The sequence below is a fragment of the Bradyrhizobium sp. genome, assembly GCF_049519115.1.
Classification (GTDB): Bacteria; Pseudomonadota; Alphaproteobacteria; order Rhizobiales; family Xanthobacteraceae; genus Bradyrhizobium.
The window spans coordinates 71,972-93,545 of the sequence record NZ_JBEKRB010000014.1 but is presented as its reverse complement, the minus strand read 5'-3'; the positions used below and the strand labels follow the sequence as shown (position 1 = coordinate 93,545).

Sequence of the window (21,574 nt, the reverse complement as noted above, 5' to 3'; positions counted from 1 at the left end):
GAGTATCCAGTACGCCGAGGCCTATCGGTTAAACATCTCCGGTCTCTAGAATACTGGATCACCCGCCTTCGCGGGTGATGACCGGGACCGCGGCTCCTCGATCCCCCACACACGCTTCCATGTTTCTGAAATCCAGAAATTGGCATCGCCAGCCATCAATCTCTGCAAAACCTGCTCCCCTGCCGATGGCCGGAGGAATCGAGCGCGCAGCTCCCTCCCAACGGCGCGGCGGACGTTAACGCAGGAGCAAAGGCACCAGGACCGTAGGCACGCGGCCTCATCGCCATCGACCGCTGCCGTGGAGCCGGCTCATGACGCCGCCTCTCGCATGAACCGCTGGAGTCCAGAACGTAGCCGCTGGCGCAACCGATCTGAACGCAGTGATCGCCGGCCGCGCGTTCGCCCTTCGAGCAGATCAACGGACACACGCGATCGGCCTCGTTGCGGACGGCATCCAGCGCCTCAAGACTGGCAACTTTGGTATCGAATTTGGTTTTGGCGTTCTTGTTGAAGAGTTCAAGAGACCGCTGGGAGCCTTCATCCCAATCACCGTCGATCTTCCCCGAATTGCAGCCGACCCGTTTCAGATGGGCCTGCAACAATCGCGCGATGTCGGCCTGGCCGATTTTCGGAGCGGACGCGGGTAGCTCCGGCTGGCCGGATGTCAACGCAGCGACCTTCTCGGTATTTTCATTTGCCGAGCCTTTGGCTTGTTTGACGGCTTGCTGAACTTGGCGCCTGGCCTCTTCGACCGCCTGCCGTTTGGCTTGCTCGACCTCCTGCCGGGCAGCTTCCGCGCGCGCTTGTGCCAACTCGGCCTGCTTTTTGGCGTCTTCCAGCTCTTTCGACTGGGTCTTCGCCGACGCGTCGGGGCGCCTCTGCAGTTTCTCGGCCTCCCGCGCCGCCTGCTCCTCGGCATCACGCCGCGCATTGTCGGCCACGGTCTGGGATCGCTCCGCGGCAACCAGCCTCTTCACCTGCGCGCGCGCGAGGTTCGCATAGAAGCCGGCGGGGTGTTTCTCGATGAAGGAATCCCACACGTCCCGCGTTCCGATTTGCGCAGCGCATTCGTAATCGATCCGTGCGTCGGCTTCGGCATCCGGCGGCTTTGTCGGCTGCGGAACCAATGCGAGGTTGTCGCCGCCGAGCGAGCCGTAAACGAACGGCTCCTGACGATTGCTGGTCTTTTTCAACACCTCGTCGGAACCCGGCCAAAGGCCACCCGCACATCCACCCCGGGTTCGGCGATGTATTTGACCAGCGCCGACGTGTATTGACTGTTCTCTCCGCTGCCATCGTCCGCGACGGCGCCGGCTTTGGTGGCGAATGCGACCAGCGTGTTCGGCGTCGTCGGCTCGACCTTGGCCGATCCGCGTCCGATCGAACGCGTGGCGACGCTTTTCTTGATGGTGCCGGCGAGCGGATTGTCACGGCAGGCATCCAGAATAACCAGCCTGAGGCGCTTGACGGGATCGAGCGCCCTGAGCACGCGATCGAGCGATACCGCTTCATCGTCGACGTCGAAATCGCGCGCCAGCTTGGCGTCGGCGGGGACGAGATAGTTCAAGCCGTCGACTTCAATGCCGTGGCCCGCGTAGTAGACCACCGCGATATCGGCATCCTGGGCTTTTTCCGAAAACTCGCGGACCGCCCGGCGCAGATCGACAATCCCGAGGTCCCGCTTGTCGTCAACGACATCGAATCCCGCTTTCCGGAAAGGTGCGCCCATCGCTGCGGCATCGTGGGACGGATTGCCGAGCGGCGGAACCCGCTGGTAATTGGAGATACCGATCACCAGCGCGACGCGCTTTTCCGCGCGCGCGGGCTCCGCAGAAATGACGAATAAAAAACCGAACAATAAAAAAACAGGGGCCGTAACATCGACCGCTCCCGTTAGCTCATTCCTGCCGGGGAGAGATTTTCGGGCCCTTCAACCGAAATCAGCGAAAAGCCCTCGCCGGGCAGGACACCCATTCAGCCCGTTAGTCGCAAGTTCGAGCCAGCAGGTTCACTGCGCCGGATAGGTTACCGTATCTTCCGGCGCCGGCCGAGCCGCTGTCGTCAAGCTCGCTATTGCGACCTTGCCCGGTGCAAGAATATGAAACACCTGATCGCCACCGACGACAAGATAATCCGCGATTATCCGACGATGACACCGCCGCCACACTGCCTCCGCGCACATCACGGCGCAGCGCCGCAGGCGGCCCAGATCGCGAAGCCGCGTGAGACCAGAGCGAAAACCGCCGCTCATCGCATAGTCGGCGTAGTTGTGAAAACTCTGATTTTGCCAGAAGGCATTGACCTCTGGCGCAATATCCTTTGCGCGTGCGCGGAGGCCGCCGAGGTCGGCGACATGCTCATATGCGATCTGAAATCCCGACAATGACTCAGGAAGCGCTTCGCGATTGTATTGCGGATTTGCCCGCGAGCGTGGAATAGTGCGGACGTCGACGACGACGCCGATCTCCGACGCAGTGAGCAAGTCGATAAATTCGCCCATCGGGCGCGAGGAATGACCGATGGTGAAAAACGGAAGCCTCATCCTGGCCGCTGTACTTTCGCATTCGCGCCGGACCGTCAGCCGAGGCGCCTCAACACCTCGGCCTTGTGCAGTGCTACGTGGTCGGTCTTGTCGCTCTTGATCTCGTATTGCGGCTCATCCGGCGTAGCGCGATGAATGTGGCCCTTATAATTGACGGCACGCTTGTGCACTTTGACGATTTTTCCGCGTACACGGCCGGCTTCCGAATTCCAGCTCACGTGATCGCCAACCTTGAACGTCTTGGCCATGGCTCGTCCTCGTCCGCTGCTGATCGGCGAATGTCTGCCGTTGGGCTAAAATCGGTCCGGGTTTACGAGTATGCACGCTAACCGGCTCCCTCTTCCACGCCCGCTTCCTGCGGCGTGAATTCATAGACCGACGAACAGAACTCGCAGGTCACGACCACCTTGCCGTCCTTGACCATCTCGGCGCGGTCTTGCGGCTCGAAACTCTTGAGCATCCCAGATACCGCCTCGCGCGAGCACGAGCACTTTGCCTGCAAGGCCAGCGGGGCGAACACCCGCACGCCGCGTTCGTGGAACAGCCGATAAAGCAGCCGCTCGCCGGAAAGATCAGGATCGATCAGTTCGACATCCTCGACGGTCGAGATCAGCGACTGGCCTTCGACCCAGGCGTCGTCCTCGGCAACGGTGTGCGTCTCTGCGCCCTCCGGTGCATCGCCGGGATCGAGGTCAGCCTGCCGCGCGCGCTCGGGAGCCTTGGGCAGGAATTGCAGCAGCATGCCGCCGCCACGCCAGCGCCGCCGTGCGCCACCCTCGCCGCCCCGCCATTCCTCGCCGACCGCAAGCCGCACCCGTGTCGGAATTTGCTCCGAGCGCAGGAAGTACTCATGCGCGGCATCTTCCAGGCTGCCGCCATCGAGCGCGACCAGACCCTGATAGCGGCTCATATCCGACCCCTGATCGATGGTCATTGCCAGATGACCTTTGCCGAGCAGGCGGCCTGAATCCTGGCCCTCTTTGATCTCTTTGGCATCGAACCGCGCATAGGCGCGCAGGCGATCGGGCGCCTGGAAATCCACGATGAGAAACGAGACCGGACCGTCGGTCTGCGTCTGCAGGATGAAGCGGCCGTTGAATTTCAGGGACGAGCCGAGCAGCGTCGTCAGCACGATCGCTTCGCCGAGCAACTTGGCCACCGGCGGCGGATAGTCATGCTTGGCGAGAAGATCGTCGAGCCCGGGGCCGAGCCGGGTCAGCCTGCCGCGCAGATCGAGTGAAGCCACCTCGAAGGGCAGCACCGCGTCGTCAACCGGCACATGCGAGGGCGCGCGAACCGGCGTTTCTTTCAGTTTGATGTCGGGGGAATTGGAGGTCATGGCGCTTATCTGGGGTCGAATGGTGCAGAAAGAAAGAGGCTTTTGTGCGTATCGCCGCGAGTCGTCCCCGCGTACGCGGGGACATAACCACAGGTGTTCGTTACGACAACGGGCTCCAACGCTATGCCATATCCAGCGATCACGCGGGTAGGGGTCCCTGCTTTCGCAGGGACGACAGGAACTCGTCCTACCCCACCGCCTGAAGGCACCAGGCCAAAATACCCTTCTGCACATGCAGGCGATTTTCGGCCTCGTCGAACACCACCGATTGCGGGCCGTCGATGACCTCATCGGTGACCTCGTCGCCGCGATGGGCGGGCAGGCAATGCATGAACAACGCATCGGGCTTGGCGAGCGACATCAGCCGCGCATTGACCTGATAGGGTTTCAGCAGGTTGTGACGGTGTTCGCCGTCCTTGTCGCCCATCGAGAACCAGGTGTCGGTGACCACGCAATCGGCGCCGCGCACGGCGGCCTCGGGATCGTTGCCGAGCATGATCGGCGCCTGCGTCGCCTTGATCCAGTCGCGCATGGTCTTGTTGGGCGCAAGCTCCGGCGGCGTCGCCACGTTCAGCCTGAACTTGAATCGCTCCGCCGCATGCGCCCAGGAGGCAAGCACGTTGTTGTCGTCGCCGGTCCAGGCCACGGTGCGGCCCTGGATCGGGCCGCGATGTTCCTCGAACGTCATCACATCCGCCATCACCTGGCAGGGATGAGAGCGACGCGTCAGCCCGTTGATGACGGGCACGGTGGCGTGTGCGGCAAGCTCCAGCAGCGCATCATGGTTAAGAATCCGGATCATGATGATGTCGACGTAGCGCGACAGCACGCGCGCGGTATCGGCGATGGTCTCGCCGCGGCCGAGCTGCATTTCCGCGCCCGTCAGCATGATCGCTTCGCCGCCAAGCTGGCGCATGCCGACGTCGAACGACACCCGCGTGCGCGTCGATGGCTTTTCGAAGATCATCGCCAGCGTCTTGTTCTTCAGCGGCTTGTCGGCCTCTCTGCCGCCGCTCTGCTGCGCCTTCAGCCTGGCCTTCATGGCAAGGCTGGCGTCGAGCACTTCGCGCAACTCCGCAAGCGGAAGCTCGTTGAGGTCGAGAAAATGGCGTAGCGCCTTGCTCATTGCGCGGCCGCCTTCTCCCGGCGAGCCGCAAGCGCCGTGCAGGCGCGCTCCAACGACTGCACCGATTGATCGATCTCGGCCTCTGAAACAATCAACGGCGCCAGGAACCGCACGACATTGTCGCCGGCGCCAACCGTGAGCAGCTTTTGTTCGCGCAGCGCGGTCACGAGATCGCCTGACGGCACCACCGCCTTGACGCCGATCAGAAGCCCTTCACCGCGCACTTCGGAAAGCACGGTCGGATAGCGATCGACCACGGAAGCGAGCTTCTGTTTCAACAGCAGCGACATTTTCCGCACATGGTCGAAGAAGCCAGGTTCGAGAATGACGTCGAGCACGGCATTGGCGGCAGCAACCGCCAGGGGATTGCCGCCAAAGGTCGAGCCGTGCGAGCCCGGCGCCATGCCGGAGGCGGCTTCCGAAGTGGCCAGCACCGCGCCGATCGGAAAACCGCCGCCGAGAGCTTTTGCCAGTGACATCAAATCAGGCTCAACGCCTTCGCGCTGATAGGCGAAGAGATCGCCGGTACGGCCCATGCCGGTCTGCACCTCGTCGAAGGCGAGCAAGAGCCCGTGCTCGTCGCACAATGCGCGCAGCGCCTTGATGAAGCCAGACGGCGCCGAGCGCACGCCGCCCTCGCCCTGCACCAGCTCGATCAGGATACCGGCGGTGTGCGGGCCAATCGCCTTCTTGACGGCTTCGAGATCGCCATGCGGAACCTGGTCGAAACCGTCCATCGGAGGGCCGAAGCCTTCGAGGTATTTCGCCGTGCCGGTCGCCGCCAATGTCGCCAGCGTGCGGCCATGGAAGGCGCCTTCGAATGTGATGATGCGATAGCGTTCGGGATGCCCCTTGGAGAAGTGGTAGTGGCGCACGAGCTTGATGACGCCTTCCATCGCTTCGGCACCGGAATTACAGAAGAAAACGAAGTCGGCAAAGCTGTGCTCGCAGAGGCGCGCCGCCAGCCGCTCGCCATCGGGGCTCTTGAACAGGTTCGACATGTGCCAGAGCCTGGTCGCCTGCTCCTGAAGCGCTTTCACCAGATGCGGATGCGCGTGGCCAAGCGCGTTGACCGCGACGCCCGAGGTGAAATCGAGATAGCGTTCGCCGTTGGTTGAGATCAGCCAGCAGCCCTCGCCATGCGTAAAGCCGAGATCGACCCTGGCGAATACCGGAAGCAGATGCGACGTCATGATGATCACTGAGCGTTAGAGCGGCCGCGTTGCGCGCACTGGCGATGCAAATCGGACTATAAAACAAAACGTGCCACCTTTTCGAGGCGGCACGTGGAAGCCATTGTATGCGCGCGGCAATTGGTGTCAACGGGCCGGTCCGTAAATCTCCGGTGTCACAGAAACACCTCAACGCAAGGCCCAAAACGACGGAACATGTGGACGCGGTCGCGTCGACTCTTGCGCGGGAGTCACGCCATATTGTAGCTTCTGCCTCGTCGGATACGACATCTCGTGCGGTAGTACTGACCCTCAAGACGCCAGTGTTTTGCGTAAACGTCCAGGCGCGCTTTTTGCGCCCGGCGAAGGCTAAGGGATTCTGCCGGAAGGGATTTTTGAGACGATTTGCATCGCAGCGCTGCCCGCAACAGGCCGGCGCGACGCGAAGGAAAGAGTGCGATGACGGTATTGACCTGGTCTGAAGATCGCGTCGAGCAACTGAAGAAACTCTGGGAAGCAGGCCTTTCGGCGAGCCAGATCGCCGCTGAGCTCGGCAACGTGACGCGGAATGCGGTAATCGGCAAAGTGCACCGGCTCGGCCTGTCCGGCCGCGCGAAGAGTCCCTCGTCGGCCGCGCCGCGTCCGCGCAAGGCGCGCCCCGCCCAGCACATGATGCGGGTGTCGCGCCCGGTCTCGCGCGGCAATACCGCGCTGGCGCATGCTTTCGAGGTCGAACTGGATCCCGATCCGATTGCCTATGACAATGTGGTGCCGATGAGCCAGCGGCTGTCGCTGTTGGAATTGAACGAGGCCACCTGTCATTGGCCGGTCGGCGATCCCTCGAGCCCGGAATTCTTCTTCTGCGGCGGCAAGGCGCTGAACAGCCTGCCCTATTGCGCGCATCACTCGCGGATCGCCTATCAGCCGACCGGCGACCGGCGCCGTCAAGCGCCGAAGACGACGCGCTAAGAGACAGCGACAAATGTCGTCCCCGCGAACGCGGGGACCCATAGCCACAGGTGCGTGTGGCTATGTCTGGCTGGCGCTCCAGCTTTTTCAAAAACCTGAAACCGGTGAATATGGGTCCCTGCGTTCGCAGGGACGACCACTATCCATCCGACGCTACTCGACCTTCGCGAAGCGATCGTCGAGTGCGTAGCCCGCGCCGCGCACGGTGCGGATCGGATCCTGCTCACGACCAGGATTGAGCAATTTACGCAACCGTCCGATATGCACGTCCACCGTACGCTCATCGATATAGATGTCGCGGCCCCAGACGCTGTCGAGCAATTGCTCGCGGCTGAACACGCGGCCGGGATGCTCCAGGAAAAATTCAAGCAAGCGGTACTCGGTCGGTCCAAGATCCACCGGGCGGCCGGAGCGGGCGACGCGGCGCTTCTCGCGATCGAGTTCGATGTCGCCATAGGTGAGCACGGTGGCGAGCCGCTCGGGGCTTGCACGGCGCAACAAGCCGCGGACCCGCGCCAGTAATTCCGGCACCGAGAACGGTTTGACGATGTAATCGTCCGCACCCGTCGCAAGCCCCCTCACCCGCTCGCTTTCCTCGCCGCGCGCGGTGAGCATGATGATCGGGAGCTGCTTGGTTTCCGGCCGCGCCCGCAGACGGCGGCACAGTTCGATGCCGGACAGTCCCGGCAGCATCCAGTCCAACACGATCAGATCGGGTATCCGTTCCTTCAGGCGGGTGTCGGCATCGTCGCCGCGTCCGACCGTTTCGACGTCATATCCTTCGGCGTCGAGGTTGTAGCGCAACAGCGTCGTCAGCGCTTCCTCGTCTTCCACCACCAGAATGCGTGCGCTCATGTGCGTAGCCTTCTTTCGTCCTTGAAATGCGTTTTAAGTGTGTGATGCGATTGACCCGGAACCATCAGTTTCCGGGCACGGTTGTGGCAAAAGTCGTCATGTCACCTTTCGGTCGTTTGTCGAGAATTTGCTGGCCTTCGATCATGTAAAATACTGTTTCGGCGATGTTGGTGGCATGGTCACCGATCCGCTCGATGTTCTTGGCGCAGAACATCAGATGAATGCAGAAGCTGATGTTGCGCGGGTCTTCCATCATGTAGGTCAACAGCTCGCGAAACAGCGAGGTGCAGATCGCGTCAACTTCCTCGTCGTTCTTCCAGACGGTCATCGCCGCCGGCAGATCGTGCGCCGCGTAGGCGTCGAGCACCGACTTCACCTGGGCCTGCACGAGATCAGTCATGTGCTCGAGGCCGCGGATCAGCTTCAGCGGCTGGAAATCGCTCTCCAGCGCCGCGACGCGCTTGCCCATGTTCTTGGCCAAATCGCCGATCCGTTCGAGATCGGTCGCGACCCGCATCGCGCCGACGATCTCCCGCAAATCCACCGCCATCGGCTGGCGCCGGGCGATGGTCAGCACCGCGCGCTCCTCGATCAGGCGCTGCAGATTGTCGATCTCGACGTCGGTCTCGACCACGCGCCGGCCGAGCGTGACGTCGCGGCGGATCAGCGCATCGACGGCATCGACGATCATGCGCTCGGCAAGACCGCCCATTTCGGCGACCAGCCGGGTTAACTCCTGAAGATCGCTGTCGAACGCCTTGGCGGTATGCTCTGAGGCCATCTTATTCTCCTTGAGACCCTGCTCCGATCGTAGCCGAGCCTGATCTTATTCCCTGATTTGAGCGTGATCTGTTGCCGGGATCACACGTGTCAGCCGAAGCGGCCGGTGATGTAGTCCTGGGTTCGCCGATCGTTTGGTGAGGTGAAAATCTTGTTGGTTTCATCGAACTCGATTAATTCGCCCAAATACATGAAAGCTGTTTTGTCGGAGACGCGGGCAGCCTGCTGCATGTTGTGGGTAACAATCGCAATCGTGTAACTTTCGGCCAGTTCCTGGATCAGTTCCTCGATCTTGGCGGTCGAGATCGGATCGAGTGCCGAGCACGGCTCGTCGAACAAGATCACCTCGGGGCGCACCGCTACGGTGCGCGCGATGCAGAGCCGCTGCTGCTGGCCACCGGACAGACTTAAGCCCGACGCATTGAGCTTGTCCTTGACCTCGTTCCAGAGCGCGCCGCCGCGCAGCGCCTTCTCGACCCGGTCGTCCATTTCCGAGCGGGAGATCTTCTCGTAAAGGCGGATGCCGAACGCGATGTTTTCGTAGATCGTCATCGGGAACGGCGTCGGCTTCTGGAACACCATGCCGACGCGAGCGCGCAAGAGATTGAGATCGAGCTTGGGATCGAGAATGTTGGTCTGGTCGAGCATCAACTGGCCGGTCGCGCGCTGGCCGGGATAGAGGTCGTACATCCGGTTGAAAATCCGCAGCAAGGTCGACTTGCCGCAGCCCGACGGGCCGATAAAGGCGGTGACGCGATTGGTGCCGAGCGTGATATTGATGTTCTTCAGCGCGTGGTGTTCGCCGTAGTAGAAATTCAACGCGCGTGCCGTGACCTTGGCCGGCGCCTCCGCCTGGCCTGATGCGTGAGCGGCCATCGACGGCGCTGGTGTGGCGGGAACACTGACGGTGGCAGAAAGATCGGTCATTTGGTCGTCCTCTCGGCGCCGAGAATGCGTGCGCCAATGTTGAGAGTGAGTACGGTAAGCGTGATGAGGAGGGCCCCGCTCCAGGCGAGTTGCTTCCAGTAGGCGTACGGGCTCTGCACGAAATTGTTGATCGTCACCGGCAGGTTCGCCATCGTCTTGGTCAGGTCGAGGCTGAAGAACTGGTTGGAGAGCGCGGTGAACAACAGAGGCGCGGTTTCGCCGGCGACGCGGGCGGTCGCCAGCAGCACGCCTGTGATCAGGCCGGATCGCGCCGCGCGGTAGGCGATGCGCTTGATGACGAGCGAGCGCGGCAAGCCGAGCGCGGAAGCCGCCTCACGCAGCGGATTGGGAACCAGCAGCAGCATGTCTTCGGTGGTGCGCAGCACGACCGGAATCACGATCACCGCCAGCGCCAGCGATCCAGCCAGCGCCGAGAAACTGCCCATCGGCACCACGATGACGCCGTAGATGAACAGGCCGATGATGATCGAGGGCGCGCTGAGGAGAATGTCGTTGATGAAACGGATCACCGAGGTGAGCCGGTCGTTCCTGCCGTATTCTGCGAGGTAGGTGCCGGCGAACAGGCCGAGCGGCGCGCCGATGCCGACGCCGATTACGGTCATGATGACCGAGCCGGTGATCGCGTTCAAAAGGCCGCCTTCGTTGGCGCCAGGCGGCGGCGTGTTCTGGGTGAAGAGCTCGAGATTGAGACCCTGGAAGCCGTTAAAGAACAGCGTGAACAGGATCAGCGCCAGCCAGGTGACGCCGAACACCGCCGCGCCGATGCAGAGGGCACGGATGACGATGTCCTTGCGGCGGCGACGGGCGTAGATCGGGTTCATGTCAGTTGCCCGCCTTCTTTTCCAGGCGCAGCAGCATCAGCCGCGCCGCGGACAGCACGATGAAGGTCAGCACGAACAACAGCAGGCCGAGCAGGATGAGCGCGGACTGATGCAGCCCGTCGCTCTCGGCAAACTCGGAGGCGATCGCAGCCGAGATCGTGGTGCCCGGCGCAAAGATCGAGGACGAGATACGGAACGAGTTTCCGATGATGAAAGTGACCGCCATGGTTTCGCCGAGCGCGCGGCCAAGCGCCAGCATGACACCGCCGATCACGCCGACGCGGGTATAGGGGATCACGACGTTGCGGACCACTTCCCAGGTCGTGCAGCCGACGCCGTAGGCGGCTTCCTTCAGGACCGGCGGCACCGTCTTGAAGACGTCGACGGAAATCGCGGTGATGAATGGCAAGACCATGATCGCGAGAATGAGGGCGGCGTTGAACAGGCTCAAATAAGAGGGAGGGCCTGCGAAGATCGAACCAAGCACCGGAATGCCGTCGAACAGGCTGATCATGAACGGCTGGAACGTGTAGGCCAGGAACGGCCCCAGCACGAAGAAGCCCCACATGCCGTAGATGATGGATGGAATGCCGGCGAGCAATTCGATCGCAATTCCGATCGGCCGGCGCAGCCATTGCGGACAAAGCTCGGTGAGGAAAATCGCGATGCCGAGACCCACCGGGATCGCGATCAGCATCGCGATAAAAGAGGTGACCAGCGTGCCGTACATCGGGCCGAGCGCACCGAGTACGGGGGGATCGGCCGACGGCGCCCAGCGCTGCGTCCAGAGAAAAGCGAAGCCGTATTCCTTCATCGCCGGCCATGCGCCCACGATCAGCGACAGAATGATGCCGCCAAGGATGAGCAGGACCGAGATCGCGCAGATACGGGTGATCCAGTAGAAGGTGACGTCCCCGGCCTTGAATGCGCTCAGCGCCTTGGCGCGGTCGTAAGGTCCAGCGACGTCGACTGCTCCGCTTTGAACCGCCATATCAGCCACGCCAATTCCTTCAATCTGGTTCAAAGTTCTACTCGTCGCTTTGCCAGAAGCCGCCTTGCCGACAGCGGTCTTTGCCTTGAAGCTGACTCTTCGTGAAAACACGTCCAGAAGGCCAAATCTAAATCCCCGGACCAGGACGTTTTACCGCGACGTTCGCTCCAAGTCTTCGGCTCCAAGTCTTCGGCTCCAAGTCTTCGGCTCCAGATTCTTCCGCTCCAGATTCTTCCGCTACAGCTCCAACGACCGGCCGAAGGTCGTACCCGCCCGGACACGGCGCATCCGGGCGGGTCAGACGTTTAAGCAAGACGCAATCAGCTCTTGATGTCTGCCGACCAGGTCTTCTCGATCATCTTGACCACGGCGTCCGGCATCGGAATGTAGTCGAGTTCTTCGGCCATCTTGCCGCCATTGGCGAACGCCCACTTGAAGAACTTGACGGCTTCCGCGGAGGCAGCCTTATCGGCCGGCTCCCTGTGCATGAGGATGAAGGTCGAAGCCGTGATCGGCCATGACTGTTCACCCGGCTGGTCGGTGAGGATCACGTAGTAGCCGGGAGCATTGGCCCAATCGGCATTGGAGGCTGCCGCCTGGAACGAGGCGCTCGTCGGCTGCACGGCCTTGCCGGCCTTGTTGACCAGCGCCGTATAAGTCAGCTTGTTCTGCTTGGCGTAGGCATATTCGACATAGCCGATCGAGTTCTTGGTCTGGCCAATGTTGCCGGAAACGCCTTCGTTGCCCTTGGCGCCGACGCCAACCGGCCATTCAACCGCGGTGCCGGAGCCAACCTTGCTCTTCCAGTCCGCACTTGCCTTGGAGAGATAGTCGGTGAAGTTGAAGGTCGTGCCCGATCCGTCGGAACGGCGGACGACGGTAATCGCATCAGTCGGCAGCTTCACGTTCGGATTGAGCTTCTTGATCGCCGGATCGTCCCATTTGGTGATCTTGCCGAGATAGATGTCGGCGAGCGTCTCACCATCGAACACCACCTCACCCGGCTTGACGCCTTCGAGGTTGATGACCGGAACGATCGCGCCCATCACCATCGGCCATTGAACCAGGCCGTCCTTGGTGAGCTGATCGACCTTCAGCGGCATGTCGGTCGCGCCGAACGTCACGGTTTTGGCTTCGATCTGCTTGATGCCGCCGCCGGAGCCGATCGACTGATAGTTCAGTCCGTTGCCGGTCTCTTTCTTGTAGGCGTCGGCCCATTTGGAATAGATCGGGAACGGGAACGTCGCACCCGCTCCGGTGATGTCGGCGGCAAAGGCCGACGTCGATGCGGCGACCAGGCCGACAGCGACGATTGTTTTCATGAAATTCATTGCTGGTCTCCATCTCGTAAGCGAATGCGCTCACGCGGTCCGTTTAGGACCCGTCAATGCCGCTTTTACGAAGGTTTGATGACGTCTGGATGACAGGACCAAGCCATTGAAGTTGCTTGACTTCAAGTCGATGCCGGCCCTCGGGCCTGGGGAAAACAGGTGGTAAAAGTGGCGCCGTTTTTGAGCACACTTTCGATCAAAAGCCGGCCGCGATGGCGGTTAACAATATGTTTCACCAACGATAGTCCGAGCCCGGTTCCCCCCTGGGCGCGGCTGTCGCCGACATCTACCCGGTAGAACCGCTCGGTCAGCCGCGGCAGGTGCTCCGGGGCAATACCCGGGCCGAAATCGCGCACCAGAACCCGCACCTCCGGCTGGCCTTCGCCGGACATCGCCGCGATCAAAGAAACGATCACCTTGCCGCCCGCGGCGCCGTATTTCAGCGCGTTCTCGACCAGGTTCTCAAACAGCCGCAACAGTTCCTCGCGATCGCCGGCAATCCAGGCCGGCGCCTCCGGCAGGTCGACGCTGACATCGACCTGGCGTTCGCGCGCCAGCGGCTCCAGCCCGTCGACCACCTGGCGGATGATGGGCACGATATCGACCAGCGTATCCGGGCGGACATGGGCAGACAGTTCGACCCGCGACAGCGACAACAGGTCGTCGATCAGCCGGGCCATTCGCGTCGCCTGGCTGTGCATGATGCCGAGAAAGCGCTCGCGCGCCTTGGTATCCTCACGGGCCGGCCCTTGCAGCGTGTCGATAAAGCCCGACAGCGCCGCCAACGGCGTGCGCAATTCGTGGCTGGCATTGGCGACGAAATCGGCGCGCATCTCCTCGACCCGGCGCAGCGGCGTCTGGTCATGGAAGGTCATCAGCATGCACTTGTCGGTGCCGCCGAACAGCGTCGGCACCGGCACCGGTATGATGACGAGTTCCATCCAGCGATCGACGGGCGCGTGATCGAGATAGGTGGCGCGGCGCGTTTCCGTGGTCGCGATGGCTTCACGCAGCGCGGTGATGATTTCCGGCGAGCGTAGTGCGAATTGCGCGAGTTCGTTCTTACGCAAGGCCGGCGCCAACTGGGCTGCGGCTGCGTTGAGGTGAATGACGCGACCGGCGCGGTCGAGCAGCACGGCCGGATCCGGCATGCCGGAAACGACGGCGGCGACCGCGGCGGATTCAACCGGATTGACGCCGCGGACATCCTCACGCGACATGGTAGCATCGTGCAGACGCCATGGCACCAGCGCCGCCGCGGCGATGCAGGCGAAAATCGCCGCGGCCCGCAGCACCGACAATTCGCCGAGCACGACCACCGCGGACAGCGCCAGCGCCGCCGCCAGAAGGATGATGGCGGAATGCCTCAACCTGTCCGGCCACGGCGAGAAAAAGAACGAGGGAGAATCGTCTATTGCCATGGGGCTAAAGTTCCGATTCCGAAATTCGCAATCTCATCCCTGCAGGCCGTCGCGTCAGGCTCCGGAGTCCTTGCGCTCCCTGACGTACACGGCTTCATGCGGCGGTTCTACGGCCATTGCGGCCGCGGCCTGCCGCAACCGTTTCGACCGGGTTCCGATGATAACCTCCCGAAACGTCAATAAGATTACAGATATGACGAACGGGGCGATATAATAGAGCACCCGGAACAACAGCATCCCAGCGAGCAGATCTTCCTTGTCCATCTGCCACAGGCCGACCAGCATGGCGGCGTCGAAGACGCCAAGGCCGCCGGGGGAATGGCTGGCAAAGCCGAGCAGCGTCGCCGAAACAAAGATCACCGCGACAACGACGAAGCCGAGATTGGGCTCGTCCGGCACCAGCGTGTACATCGCCAGCGCGCAAAAGCCGAGATCGACGATACCGATCGCGATCTGCAACAGCGTCAGCGGTCCGCCCGGCAACACCACCGTCCATGGTCCGCGTCCGACATTGCGGGGCCGCACCCAGACCCAGACCACATAGGCGACAAGGCCGATGATGATGGCGATGGCAATCACACGGTTCAGCCAGGACGGCAGTTGATCGACCGAAGAGGCGGCTTCCGGATGATAGGCGATGCCAATCCCCAGCACCGCCGCGTTGCCGAGCCAGAACGTCAGGCCGGCGATAAAGCAGATCTTGGCGACATCGATCGCATTGAGCCCCCAGGCCGAATAGATGCGATAGCGCACCGCACCGCCGGTAAAAACGCTGGCGCCGACATTGTGCCCGATCGAATAGCTGGCGAAGGCCGCGAGTGCATTGACGCGGTACGGGATGTCGCTGTGGCCAATCGCGCGGACGGCGAACAGATCGTAGAAGGTGAGCGTGAAATAACCCGCGGCGACAAACAGCGCCGCCAGCGCTATCGATCGGGGCTCGGTGCTCTTGATCGCCTCGATGACCTCGAAGGTGTCGATGTCGCGCAGCATATGATAAAGGACATAGCAGGCGATGCCGATGACGGTGATGCTGACCGCGACACCCAACTTGTGCAAGATTTGCCTGTGGCGAAGAAACGAAATCGCCCGGCGTATTGGTTCCAGCATCTAGACCTCGGTCTCGCACACACGTCCGGAGCAAATGCTAAGCCCGCTCCGGTAGCCCCGATCCCTCTGTTAGCTTGTTTTGCGCCGAAGTGGAATTCGCTTCATGCTAATAAGCTTTCCCGTTCAACATATTAGATGCTCCGCGCTGGCCCAAGGAAAGCACCCATTGCCCGCGATCTAGGCATCCGTTTTGGCAACCAGACGCCGCTCGGATTCCTGCGGCGATGAGACGCGGCGGTATGCCGGAGCGAAAGGCGGCCCGTGGCTGCGAACGGTCGGCCATTGGCCCTGTTGTGGCGGCCGGACATCCGAACGTGGCGTGGGTGCCGTCCATCTCGATCCGCCTCAGCCTGCGCCGGCAGGGCCGGGAAGCACCCGGTCGCGCAGCCACGAACCTATTCCGCAGCCGATCAGATAGAGCGCGAAGATTATCAGGCCGAGGTCCAGCCAATAGCCGGGCCGGCCCGGAACGACGTGCGCCAGCGCCGCCGCCAGAAGGGCTGCGACCAAAGCGGCTAGCCCAAGCGTCAGCCCCTTCGACACACCGTGACCACGATGAACCACCGCGATCCAGCCCATGGCAAAACCCAATAGCAGCGCGAGAAGGAGCCAACTCCAGTGAAATGTCGCCAGAAAGATCATGGCTGCTCCTTCACGAGGAATTCGATGCGACGATTGCGCGCCTTGCCATCGTCGGTGTCGTTGGCGGCCACCGGCTGGGCGCTGCCGTAGCCGGTCGCGGCAAACCGGCCCGCGGGCAAGCCGGCCTTCACCAGATAATCCACCACCGCCTGGGCGCGCTTTTCGGACAGAGCCTGGTTCGTGGCACTGTCGCCATCGGTGTCGGTATGTCCGGCGACCTCGATATTGGTGGTCGGACAACGCAGCGCGATCTCGATCAGATGATCGAGCAGGCCAGCCGAATCTAGGTCGAGGTTGGAACGCCCGGATTCAAAACGGACCGTCCCTTTGGCGAGCACTTCCGAAAACAACTGCTGACAGACGGTTGCATCCACCGGCGCGGCCGCCGGCTTGACCGAAATATCCGCCTTGAGCTGCCAGCCTTGCGGAAAATCCTTGACCAGATTGCCGCGAAGCTGACCCGGCGCAGTCTCGTAGAGCGCATCTCCCGACAGCTTTACTTCGCGATCCGACACCACCAGCGTCCCGGTCGACAGGCGTGACAGCGCGCCAAGCGCCGGCACCACGGCCGCGGCGAAACCCGGCGGCGATCCAAGGCTGGCCTTGAGATTATCGACGACTTTTTCGTTGAAGAATTTGCGCCCCGCCGCAGCCACGATCGCTGCGTGTACGTTATTGTCGGGCACATAGCCCGTCAGTGTCAGCGTCGATGCGACCGGATCCTTGTTGGCCTGGAAAATATAGGGCGGCGCCTTGACCTCGTTCGAGGCAACCGAAAAACCTTCGGGCAGATTTTTCAGCGCCGCCGCGATCGCCTCCCGGCCGCCGAGTTCGCGTGCCATACCGGAGAGGCTGACCTTGGTGTCCGAAATCGTGACTTTGCCATCCTTCAGTTTGGCGACCTGATCCAGCAGCAACAGCGCGGCCTCGTCGAAACGCGGCGGCGCGCCGCGTGACAGGTTGGTCTGGTCGACCACCTCAACCCCGCCCAGGTCGGCGCGCGCGGCCTCCAGCAATTTGCCTTTGCTCGCAGGCACCGGGGAACTGCCGGTTAAGGTCACCCGCACCACATCGCGCTCGGCCGACCAGACGAACGGCTTGGCCTCGGAAACGAGACGGGTTTCATCGTTGACCAGACGCACGCCCGGCACGGCGTCGATCGCGGCAACCGCGTTCCGCCGGCCTTCTTCCGAAAAGGCATCAGCGGCCAATGTGACATCGCGACCGCTCACCGTGATCCTGCTCTTGTCGAGCAGAATATCCTTGAGCGCGGCGTTCGAACGGCCTGCAAGTTCGGTTTCAAGTTGCGAAGTGTTGATCCAGGCGGCCAAAGCCCAAAGGACGGCCAGCGGAATCGTTCCAGGCCACCACTTGCTACTCCACCTGACTAATCCGCGCATCCGACATCCCGCGAGGCAGGACGCCTCGTCTTTTCCGAAATTCGCAAAAATCCTATAGGCATCTTCCCCTCGGGCGAATTCCGGGAAAAGGGGGGACTAGCGGTCCGATTCTAACGTTCGCATTCCTTTTCAACGGCCACTTTTGCGAACGTCAGAATCAACTGGACCGCTAGCAAATTTAGATTTGGTGTGGCTTTGGATTTGACATTCGCTCGAAGAACTCGCCGCGACATCGAATCGAATGTCAAATCCGCCATACCAGTAACACTCTGATCCGTTATCGCTTTTCGCCCCCGACGCAAGGCCTCGCAAAAGGCCGCGCCCGGACCGCCAAGCACAGGCACCGGAAAGAGAGAGAAAACAAACCCTTGCGGGGCTGTCAAACCCGAAATAGCCGGGGTGGGCACGAGAGGCGGCGGGCAAGGCTAATCGTTTCTTCAGAAGTGTGCAGCTAGCTTGAAACGCCCTTTTCAACCGGCCAGCTATTTCCGATGAAGCAGTTACGCAGCAAGGTCATTCGCGCCGGCCTGGAAGCGCTTTATGTCACCGGTGCGCATCGTCTGTTTCGACCGGTCTTCGCCGGCATCGGCAGCATTTTCATGCTGCATCACGTGCGGCCGCCGCGCGACGCTCTTTTTCAGCCAAACAGCCATCTCGAAGTCGCGCCAAACTTCCTGCGCGCAGTCCTTGTCCATCTGCGCTCGCGCGGCATCGACATCATCACCATGGACGAATTGCACCGCCGGATGACCGGGCGAGACTTCTCGCGGCGTTTCGCCTGCTTTACGTTCGACGACGGCTATCGCGACAACCGGGATTTTGCGCTTCCGATCATGCGCGAATTTGACGCACCGTTTACGGTCTATGTCGCCAGCGACTTTGCGCAAAACACCGGGAATCTGTGGTGGGTCTTGCTGGAGAGGGTGATTGCCAAGGCTACTAGCGTCGAGGCCGATATCGACGGCAAGACCAGTCCCATCGACACATCGACGCTTTCAGCCAAAAATGCAGCCTTCGAGCGTCTGCATGACTGGCTGCGGGCGTTGCCGGGCCGCGACGATCTGGCCCGCGAGATCGGCAAGCTATGCGCGCGCCACGGCATCGATCAGGCCGCGATCTGCCGCGATCTCTGCATGTCCTGGGACGAACTGAACCCGTTTGCCGCCGATCCGCTGGTTGGCATCGGCGCGCATACGGTGACCCATTGCAATCTGGCCCAGCAGCCCGACGAGATCGCGAGCCAGGAGATGACGACAAGCCGGGCGCGGATTGAAAGCGCCATCCATCGCCCCGTGCTGCACTTCGCCTATCCTTATGGCGACAGGCTTGCTGCCGGCCCACGCGAATTCGCGTTCGCCAAGGCGGCCGGCTTCAAGACCGCGGTGACGACGCGGCCGGGCATGATGTTTCCCGAAAACGCGGAATATCCGACCGCGCTGCCGCGGGTTTCGCTCAACGGCAATTATCAGGACGAACGACTCCTGCCGGTGCTGACCTCGGGCGCTGCCACTGCGATGTGGAACGGCTTTCGCCGCGTCAACGCGGCGTAAGACAAAAACCCGCCGTCGTCCCGTCCACCCCATCATGACAGACCTTCAACACACAGGGACCCATAACCACCGCTGCCTATTTTGCGATGGTTGGGGCAATCAGCTTAGCCAAAATTACGGCCGGTGGTTATGGGTCCCCGCTTTCGCAGGGACGACAATGGTGTCTTTCTTGACTAACCCTGCTCCCGCGCCCAGAACTTCGGTCAAAAGCCAATGGATCAAAAGCTAAAGGGAGGGACGCGCATGTTCACCGATCTGTTTTCGCTTCGCGGCCGAATTGCACTCGTAACCGGCGGATCGCGCGGCATCGGCAAGATGATCGCGGCGGGTTTTCTCAGCCAGGGCGCGGCCAAAGTCTACATCACGGCCCGCAAGGCGGCGGCGTGCGAGGCCACCGCAAACGAACTCAGCGCCGCCTATGACGGCGAGTGCATTGCGTTGCCGATCGATATCTCCACCAACGCCGGCATCGAGACACTGGCAGGTGAGATTACGAAACGAGAGGGCAAGCTCGATATCCTCGTCAACAATGCGGGCGCTGCCTGGGGCGCGGACTTCGACGATTTCCCGGAAAGCGGCTGGGACAAGGTGATCAACCTAAATCTCAAGACGCCGTTCTTTCTTACGAAGGCGCTCGCCGCACTTTTGCGCGCTGCCGCCAGCGCCGAGAAACCAGCGAAAGTGATCAACATCGCCTCGATCGACGGCATTTTCGTCAATCCGCTGGAAACCTACTCCTATGCCGCCAGCAAATCCGGGCTCATTCACCTGACGCGCCGGATGGCCGCCAAGCTGATCAGCGACCACATCGTGGTGTCGGCGATCGCGCCCGGTCCGTTCAGGTCCGACATGAACAAGGCGGCGCGCGACAATGCCGACGAGGTGGCGACGCGCGTGCCTGCGGGGCGCATCGGCACCGACGAGGACATGGCGGGAGCGGCGATCTATCTCGCCTCGCGCGCCGGCGATTATGTGGTGGGCGCCACCATCGCGGTCGATGGCGGCATCGTCTATGCCAATCCCGGCATCAAGGGCGGAGGGTGGGATAGTTGACCTTGATCCCTCGCACGCCAACTTCGCCTGTCATGCCCCCGGCTTGACCGGGGCATCCAGTACACCGCGGGTTTTCAGGGACGTCTTCAGTCCTCTCCATGGGTGAAAGAACAACGACGCGCATCGTTGATGCGGGGCGTAGGCATCACTCGCTCGTCGTCGCTGAGCCGCCATCAGGCTGAAGCAACATCGCCCACATTCAGCTTACTGATATCATCGCCGGCCCAAGCCAGAGTTTTCGGATCCATCACGCGAAACCACAGCGGCGGGATCGCCGCAAGCCCAAACATGCCCGTGTAACCGTTCGGCAGGCGCGGGATATCGTCGAAATCGCGCAACGACTGATACGGGCGCATCGGGTTGGCGTGGTGGTCGGAATGACGTTGCAGGTGCAGGGTCATCAAGTTCGAGACGATATGGTTGGTGTTCCATGAGTGGCGGGGCTCTACCGGCTGGTAGCGGCCGTTCGGCAGCTTCTCGCGCAACAGCCCATAGTGCTCGACATAGTTGGCTTGAGTGAGCGCATACCAGCCGAGGAAATGATGGGCGACGATGATCGGTGCGACCTTCCAGCCGAACAGGGCAATCAGCGCGGCAGCGACAACGAGCGTGAGCGCAAAGCCCTGCAGTATCTCGTTATTGACCGACCAAACCGGCTCGCCGCGCTTGGTCAGCCGTTCGGCCTCATTGCGCCAGCCGCGCTTGAGCGCACCGGGCAGTTCGCGTAATGCGAAAGCATAGATCGATTCGCCAAAGCGCGCGCTGGCGGGGTCCTCGGGCGTCGCGACCCAGGTATGATGGCCGCGATTGTGCTCGATACGGAAGTGGGCACAACCCACCGCATTGTTGGCGAGAATACCGAAAAAGCTGTTGAGCCGATCCGGCTTGTGGCCGAGTTCGTGCCCGACCAGCAGTGCGCCACCGTCTATGGTGCCGACGCCGAGCAGCAACGCGATGGTGGACCACCACGGTAGATCCTGCGTGCCACAGAAGGCAATCAAGGCAACGTAATTCACCCACGGAAACACCACGGTGATGCGCGCGAGCCGCAGATAGTAAGGATCGGCTTCCATGGCAGCGACCACTTCCGCAGGCGGATTGTGCGTGTCTTCGCCAATGATGGCATCGAGCAGCGGGATCAGGCCGAAAATGAAGAGGAATGGGATCAGCGTCACCGCCGGATTATGCGTCCTGAGATAGAGCCAGTAGGACAGCAGAGGGACCAGCGGCGGGATGAACGAGAGCATCCACAAATAGCGTTTACCGTCCCGGTAGGTGATCGTTTCGCCAGCAGCCGTGGTGCCTGTGAAAATCATCGCGTTCCTCCAACGTCTCCTTTCGGGGCGGCCTTGTTTTCTTTGATTATAGCATGCCGTGAGCTTTTGGCACCGCCGGTTCACGGCCAAATTTGTCGCATTTGCCGGCACATCGCGGCGGCCGCGCAATCGCGCTAAGATACCTGACCTTATCCCTCCGCCGCGGAACGCGTGGGAGGGTGGCATGTTGAGAGCGAAGCGAACAACA

General features: G+C 61.7%; 21 protein-coding genes. 3 read left to right on the top strand and 18 right to left on the bottom strand.

Annotated features, from left to right (window positions below; genetic code table 11):
* Positions 1 to 155 precede the first annotated feature (155 nt).
* The 7 genes from ABSE61_RS13550 to ABSE61_RS13520 form a co-directional block, all read right to left on the bottom strand.
* The gene (locus ABSE61_RS13550; protein ID WP_423871626.1) at positions 156 to 1,193 is read right to left on the bottom strand and encodes a hypothetical protein; all 1,038 of its coding nucleotides are present in this window, start codon (positions 1,191 to 1,193) and stop codon (positions 156 to 158) included.
* Positions 1,190 to 1,858: a caspase family protein gene (locus ABSE61_RS13545; RefSeq protein WP_423871625.1), complete on the bottom strand. Its 669-nt coding sequence runs from the start codon at positions 1,856 to 1,858 to the stop codon at positions 1,190 to 1,192. Before ABSE61_RS13545 ends, ABSE61_RS13550 begins: the two co-directional genes overlap by 4 nt.
* 150 nt (positions 1,859 to 2,008) lie before the next feature.
* Positions 2,009 to 2,542: a DUF488 domain-containing protein gene (locus tag ABSE61_RS13540; protein WP_423871624.1), complete on the bottom strand. Its 534-nt coding sequence runs from the start codon at positions 2,540 to 2,542 to the stop codon at positions 2,009 to 2,011.
* 35 nt (positions 2,543 to 2,577) lie between these two features.
* A complete protein-coding gene (locus ABSE61_RS13535) occupies positions 2,578 to 2,790 on the bottom strand; it encodes a hypervirulence associated TUDOR domain-containing protein (RefSeq protein ID WP_423871623.1) in 213 nt (70 codons plus the stop codon).
* 77 nt (positions 2,791 to 2,867) lie between these two features.
* Positions 2,868 to 3,881, bottom strand: a complete 1,014-nt coding sequence (locus ABSE61_RS13530; protein ID WP_423871622.1) for an Hsp33 family molecular chaperone — start codon at positions 3,879 to 3,881, stop codon at positions 2,868 to 2,870.
* 187 nt (positions 3,882 to 4,068) lie between these two features.
* A complete protein-coding gene (gene argF, locus ABSE61_RS13525) occupies positions 4,069 to 5,007 on the bottom strand; it encodes an ornithine carbamoyltransferase (RefSeq protein ID WP_423871621.1) in 939 nt (312 codons plus the stop codon).
* Positions 5,004 to 6,200: an aspartate aminotransferase family protein gene (locus tag ABSE61_RS13520; protein ID WP_423871620.1), complete on the bottom strand. Its 1,197-nt coding sequence runs from the start codon at positions 6,198 to 6,200 to the stop codon at positions 5,004 to 5,006. The genes argF and ABSE61_RS13520 overlap by 4 nt, the downstream gene beginning before the upstream one ends.
* Positions 6,201 to 6,638: 438 nt before the next feature.
* Between ABSE61_RS13520 and ABSE61_RS13515 the strand changes: the two genes are divergently transcribed.
* Positions 6,639 to 7,148 carry a GcrA family cell cycle regulator gene (locus tag ABSE61_RS13515; RefSeq protein ID WP_423871619.1) on the top strand — a complete coding sequence of 170 codons (510 nt, stop codon included), beginning with the start codon at positions 6,639 to 6,641 and terminating at the stop codon, positions 7,146 to 7,148.
* A 153-nt stretch (positions 7,149 to 7,301) separates the two neighbouring features.
* On the opposite strand, the gene phoB is transcribed toward ABSE61_RS13515, so the two are convergent.
* From phoB to ABSE61_RS13465, 10 genes are all read right to left on the bottom strand, one after another.
* Positions 7,302 to 8,003 carry a phosphate regulon transcriptional regulator PhoB gene (gene phoB, locus ABSE61_RS13510; RefSeq protein ID WP_423871618.1) on the bottom strand — a complete coding sequence of 234 codons (702 nt, stop codon included), beginning with the start codon at positions 8,001 to 8,003 and terminating at the stop codon, positions 7,302 to 7,304.
* A 64-nt stretch (positions 8,004 to 8,067) separates the two neighbouring features.
* Positions 8,068 to 8,784, bottom strand: a complete 717-nt coding sequence (gene phoU / locus ABSE61_RS13505) for a phosphate signaling complex protein PhoU (RefSeq protein ID WP_423871617.1) — start codon at positions 8,782 to 8,784, stop codon at positions 8,068 to 8,070.
* An 89-nt stretch (positions 8,785 to 8,873) separates the two neighbouring features.
* Complete coding sequence (pstB, locus tag ABSE61_RS13500) at positions 8,874 to 9,710, bottom strand: phosphate ABC transporter ATP-binding protein PstB (protein WP_423871616.1); 837 nt, start codon at positions 9,708 to 9,710, stop codon at positions 8,874 to 8,876.
* Positions 9,707 to 10,552 (bottom strand): phosphate ABC transporter permease PstA, encoded by an 846-nt coding sequence (gene pstA, locus ABSE61_RS13495; RefSeq protein WP_423871615.1) that lies wholly within the window; start codon positions 10,550 to 10,552, stop codon positions 9,707 to 9,709. The genes pstB and pstA overlap by 4 nt, the downstream gene beginning before the upstream one ends.
* A 1-nt stretch (position 10,553) precedes the next feature.
* Positions 10,554 to 11,543, bottom strand: coding sequence for a phosphate ABC transporter permease subunit PstC (pstC, locus tag ABSE61_RS13490; protein WP_423871658.1), 990 nt, complete (start codon positions 11,541 to 11,543; stop codon positions 10,554 to 10,556).
* Positions 11,544 to 11,863: 320 nt separating this feature from the next.
* Positions 11,864 to 12,874: a phosphate ABC transporter substrate-binding protein PstS gene (gene pstS / locus ABSE61_RS13485; RefSeq protein ID WP_423871614.1), complete on the bottom strand. Its 1,011-nt coding sequence runs from the start codon at positions 12,872 to 12,874 to the stop codon at positions 11,864 to 11,866.
* A gap of 122 nt (positions 12,875 to 12,996) precedes the next feature.
* Entirely contained in the window at positions 12,997 to 14,295 is a 1,299-nt protein-coding gene (locus tag ABSE61_RS13480) for an ATP-binding protein (protein ID WP_423871613.1), read from the bottom strand.
* Positions 14,296 to 14,349: 54 nt separating this feature from the next.
* A complete protein-coding gene (locus ABSE61_RS13475; RefSeq protein ID WP_423871612.1) occupies positions 14,350 to 15,405 on the bottom strand; it encodes a lysylphosphatidylglycerol synthase domain-containing protein in 1,056 nt (351 codons plus the stop codon).
* Positions 15,406 to 15,750: 345 nt separating this feature from the next.
* Positions 15,751 to 16,047, bottom strand: coding sequence for a hypothetical protein (locus ABSE61_RS13470; protein WP_423871611.1), 297 nt, complete (start codon positions 16,045 to 16,047; stop codon positions 15,751 to 15,753).
* The gene (locus ABSE61_RS13465; protein WP_423871610.1) at positions 16,044 to 17,447 is read right to left on the bottom strand and encodes an OmpA family protein; all 1,404 of its coding nucleotides are present in this window, start codon (positions 17,445 to 17,447) and stop codon (positions 16,044 to 16,046) included. Before ABSE61_RS13465 ends, ABSE61_RS13470 begins: the two co-directional genes overlap by 4 nt.
* Positions 17,448 to 17,938: 491 nt before the next feature.
* Here ABSE61_RS13465 and ABSE61_RS13460 point away from each other — a divergent pair, with 491 nt between their 5' ends.
* Entirely contained in the window at positions 17,939 to 18,997 is a 1,059-nt protein-coding gene (locus tag ABSE61_RS13460; RefSeq protein ID WP_423871609.1) for a polysaccharide deacetylase family protein, read from the top strand.
* 243 nt (positions 18,998 to 19,240) lie between these two features.
* Positions 19,241 to 20,050, top strand: coding sequence for an SDR family oxidoreductase (locus ABSE61_RS13455; protein ID WP_423871608.1), 810 nt, complete (start codon positions 19,241 to 19,243; stop codon positions 20,048 to 20,050).
* Between the two features lie 173 nt (positions 20,051 to 20,223).
* On the opposite strand, the gene ABSE61_RS13450 is transcribed toward ABSE61_RS13455, so the two are convergent.
* A complete protein-coding gene (locus tag ABSE61_RS13450) occupies positions 20,224 to 21,366 on the bottom strand; it encodes an alkane 1-monooxygenase (protein ID WP_423871607.1) in 1,143 nt (380 codons plus the stop codon).
* Positions 21,367 to 21,574 lie beyond the last annotated feature (208 nt).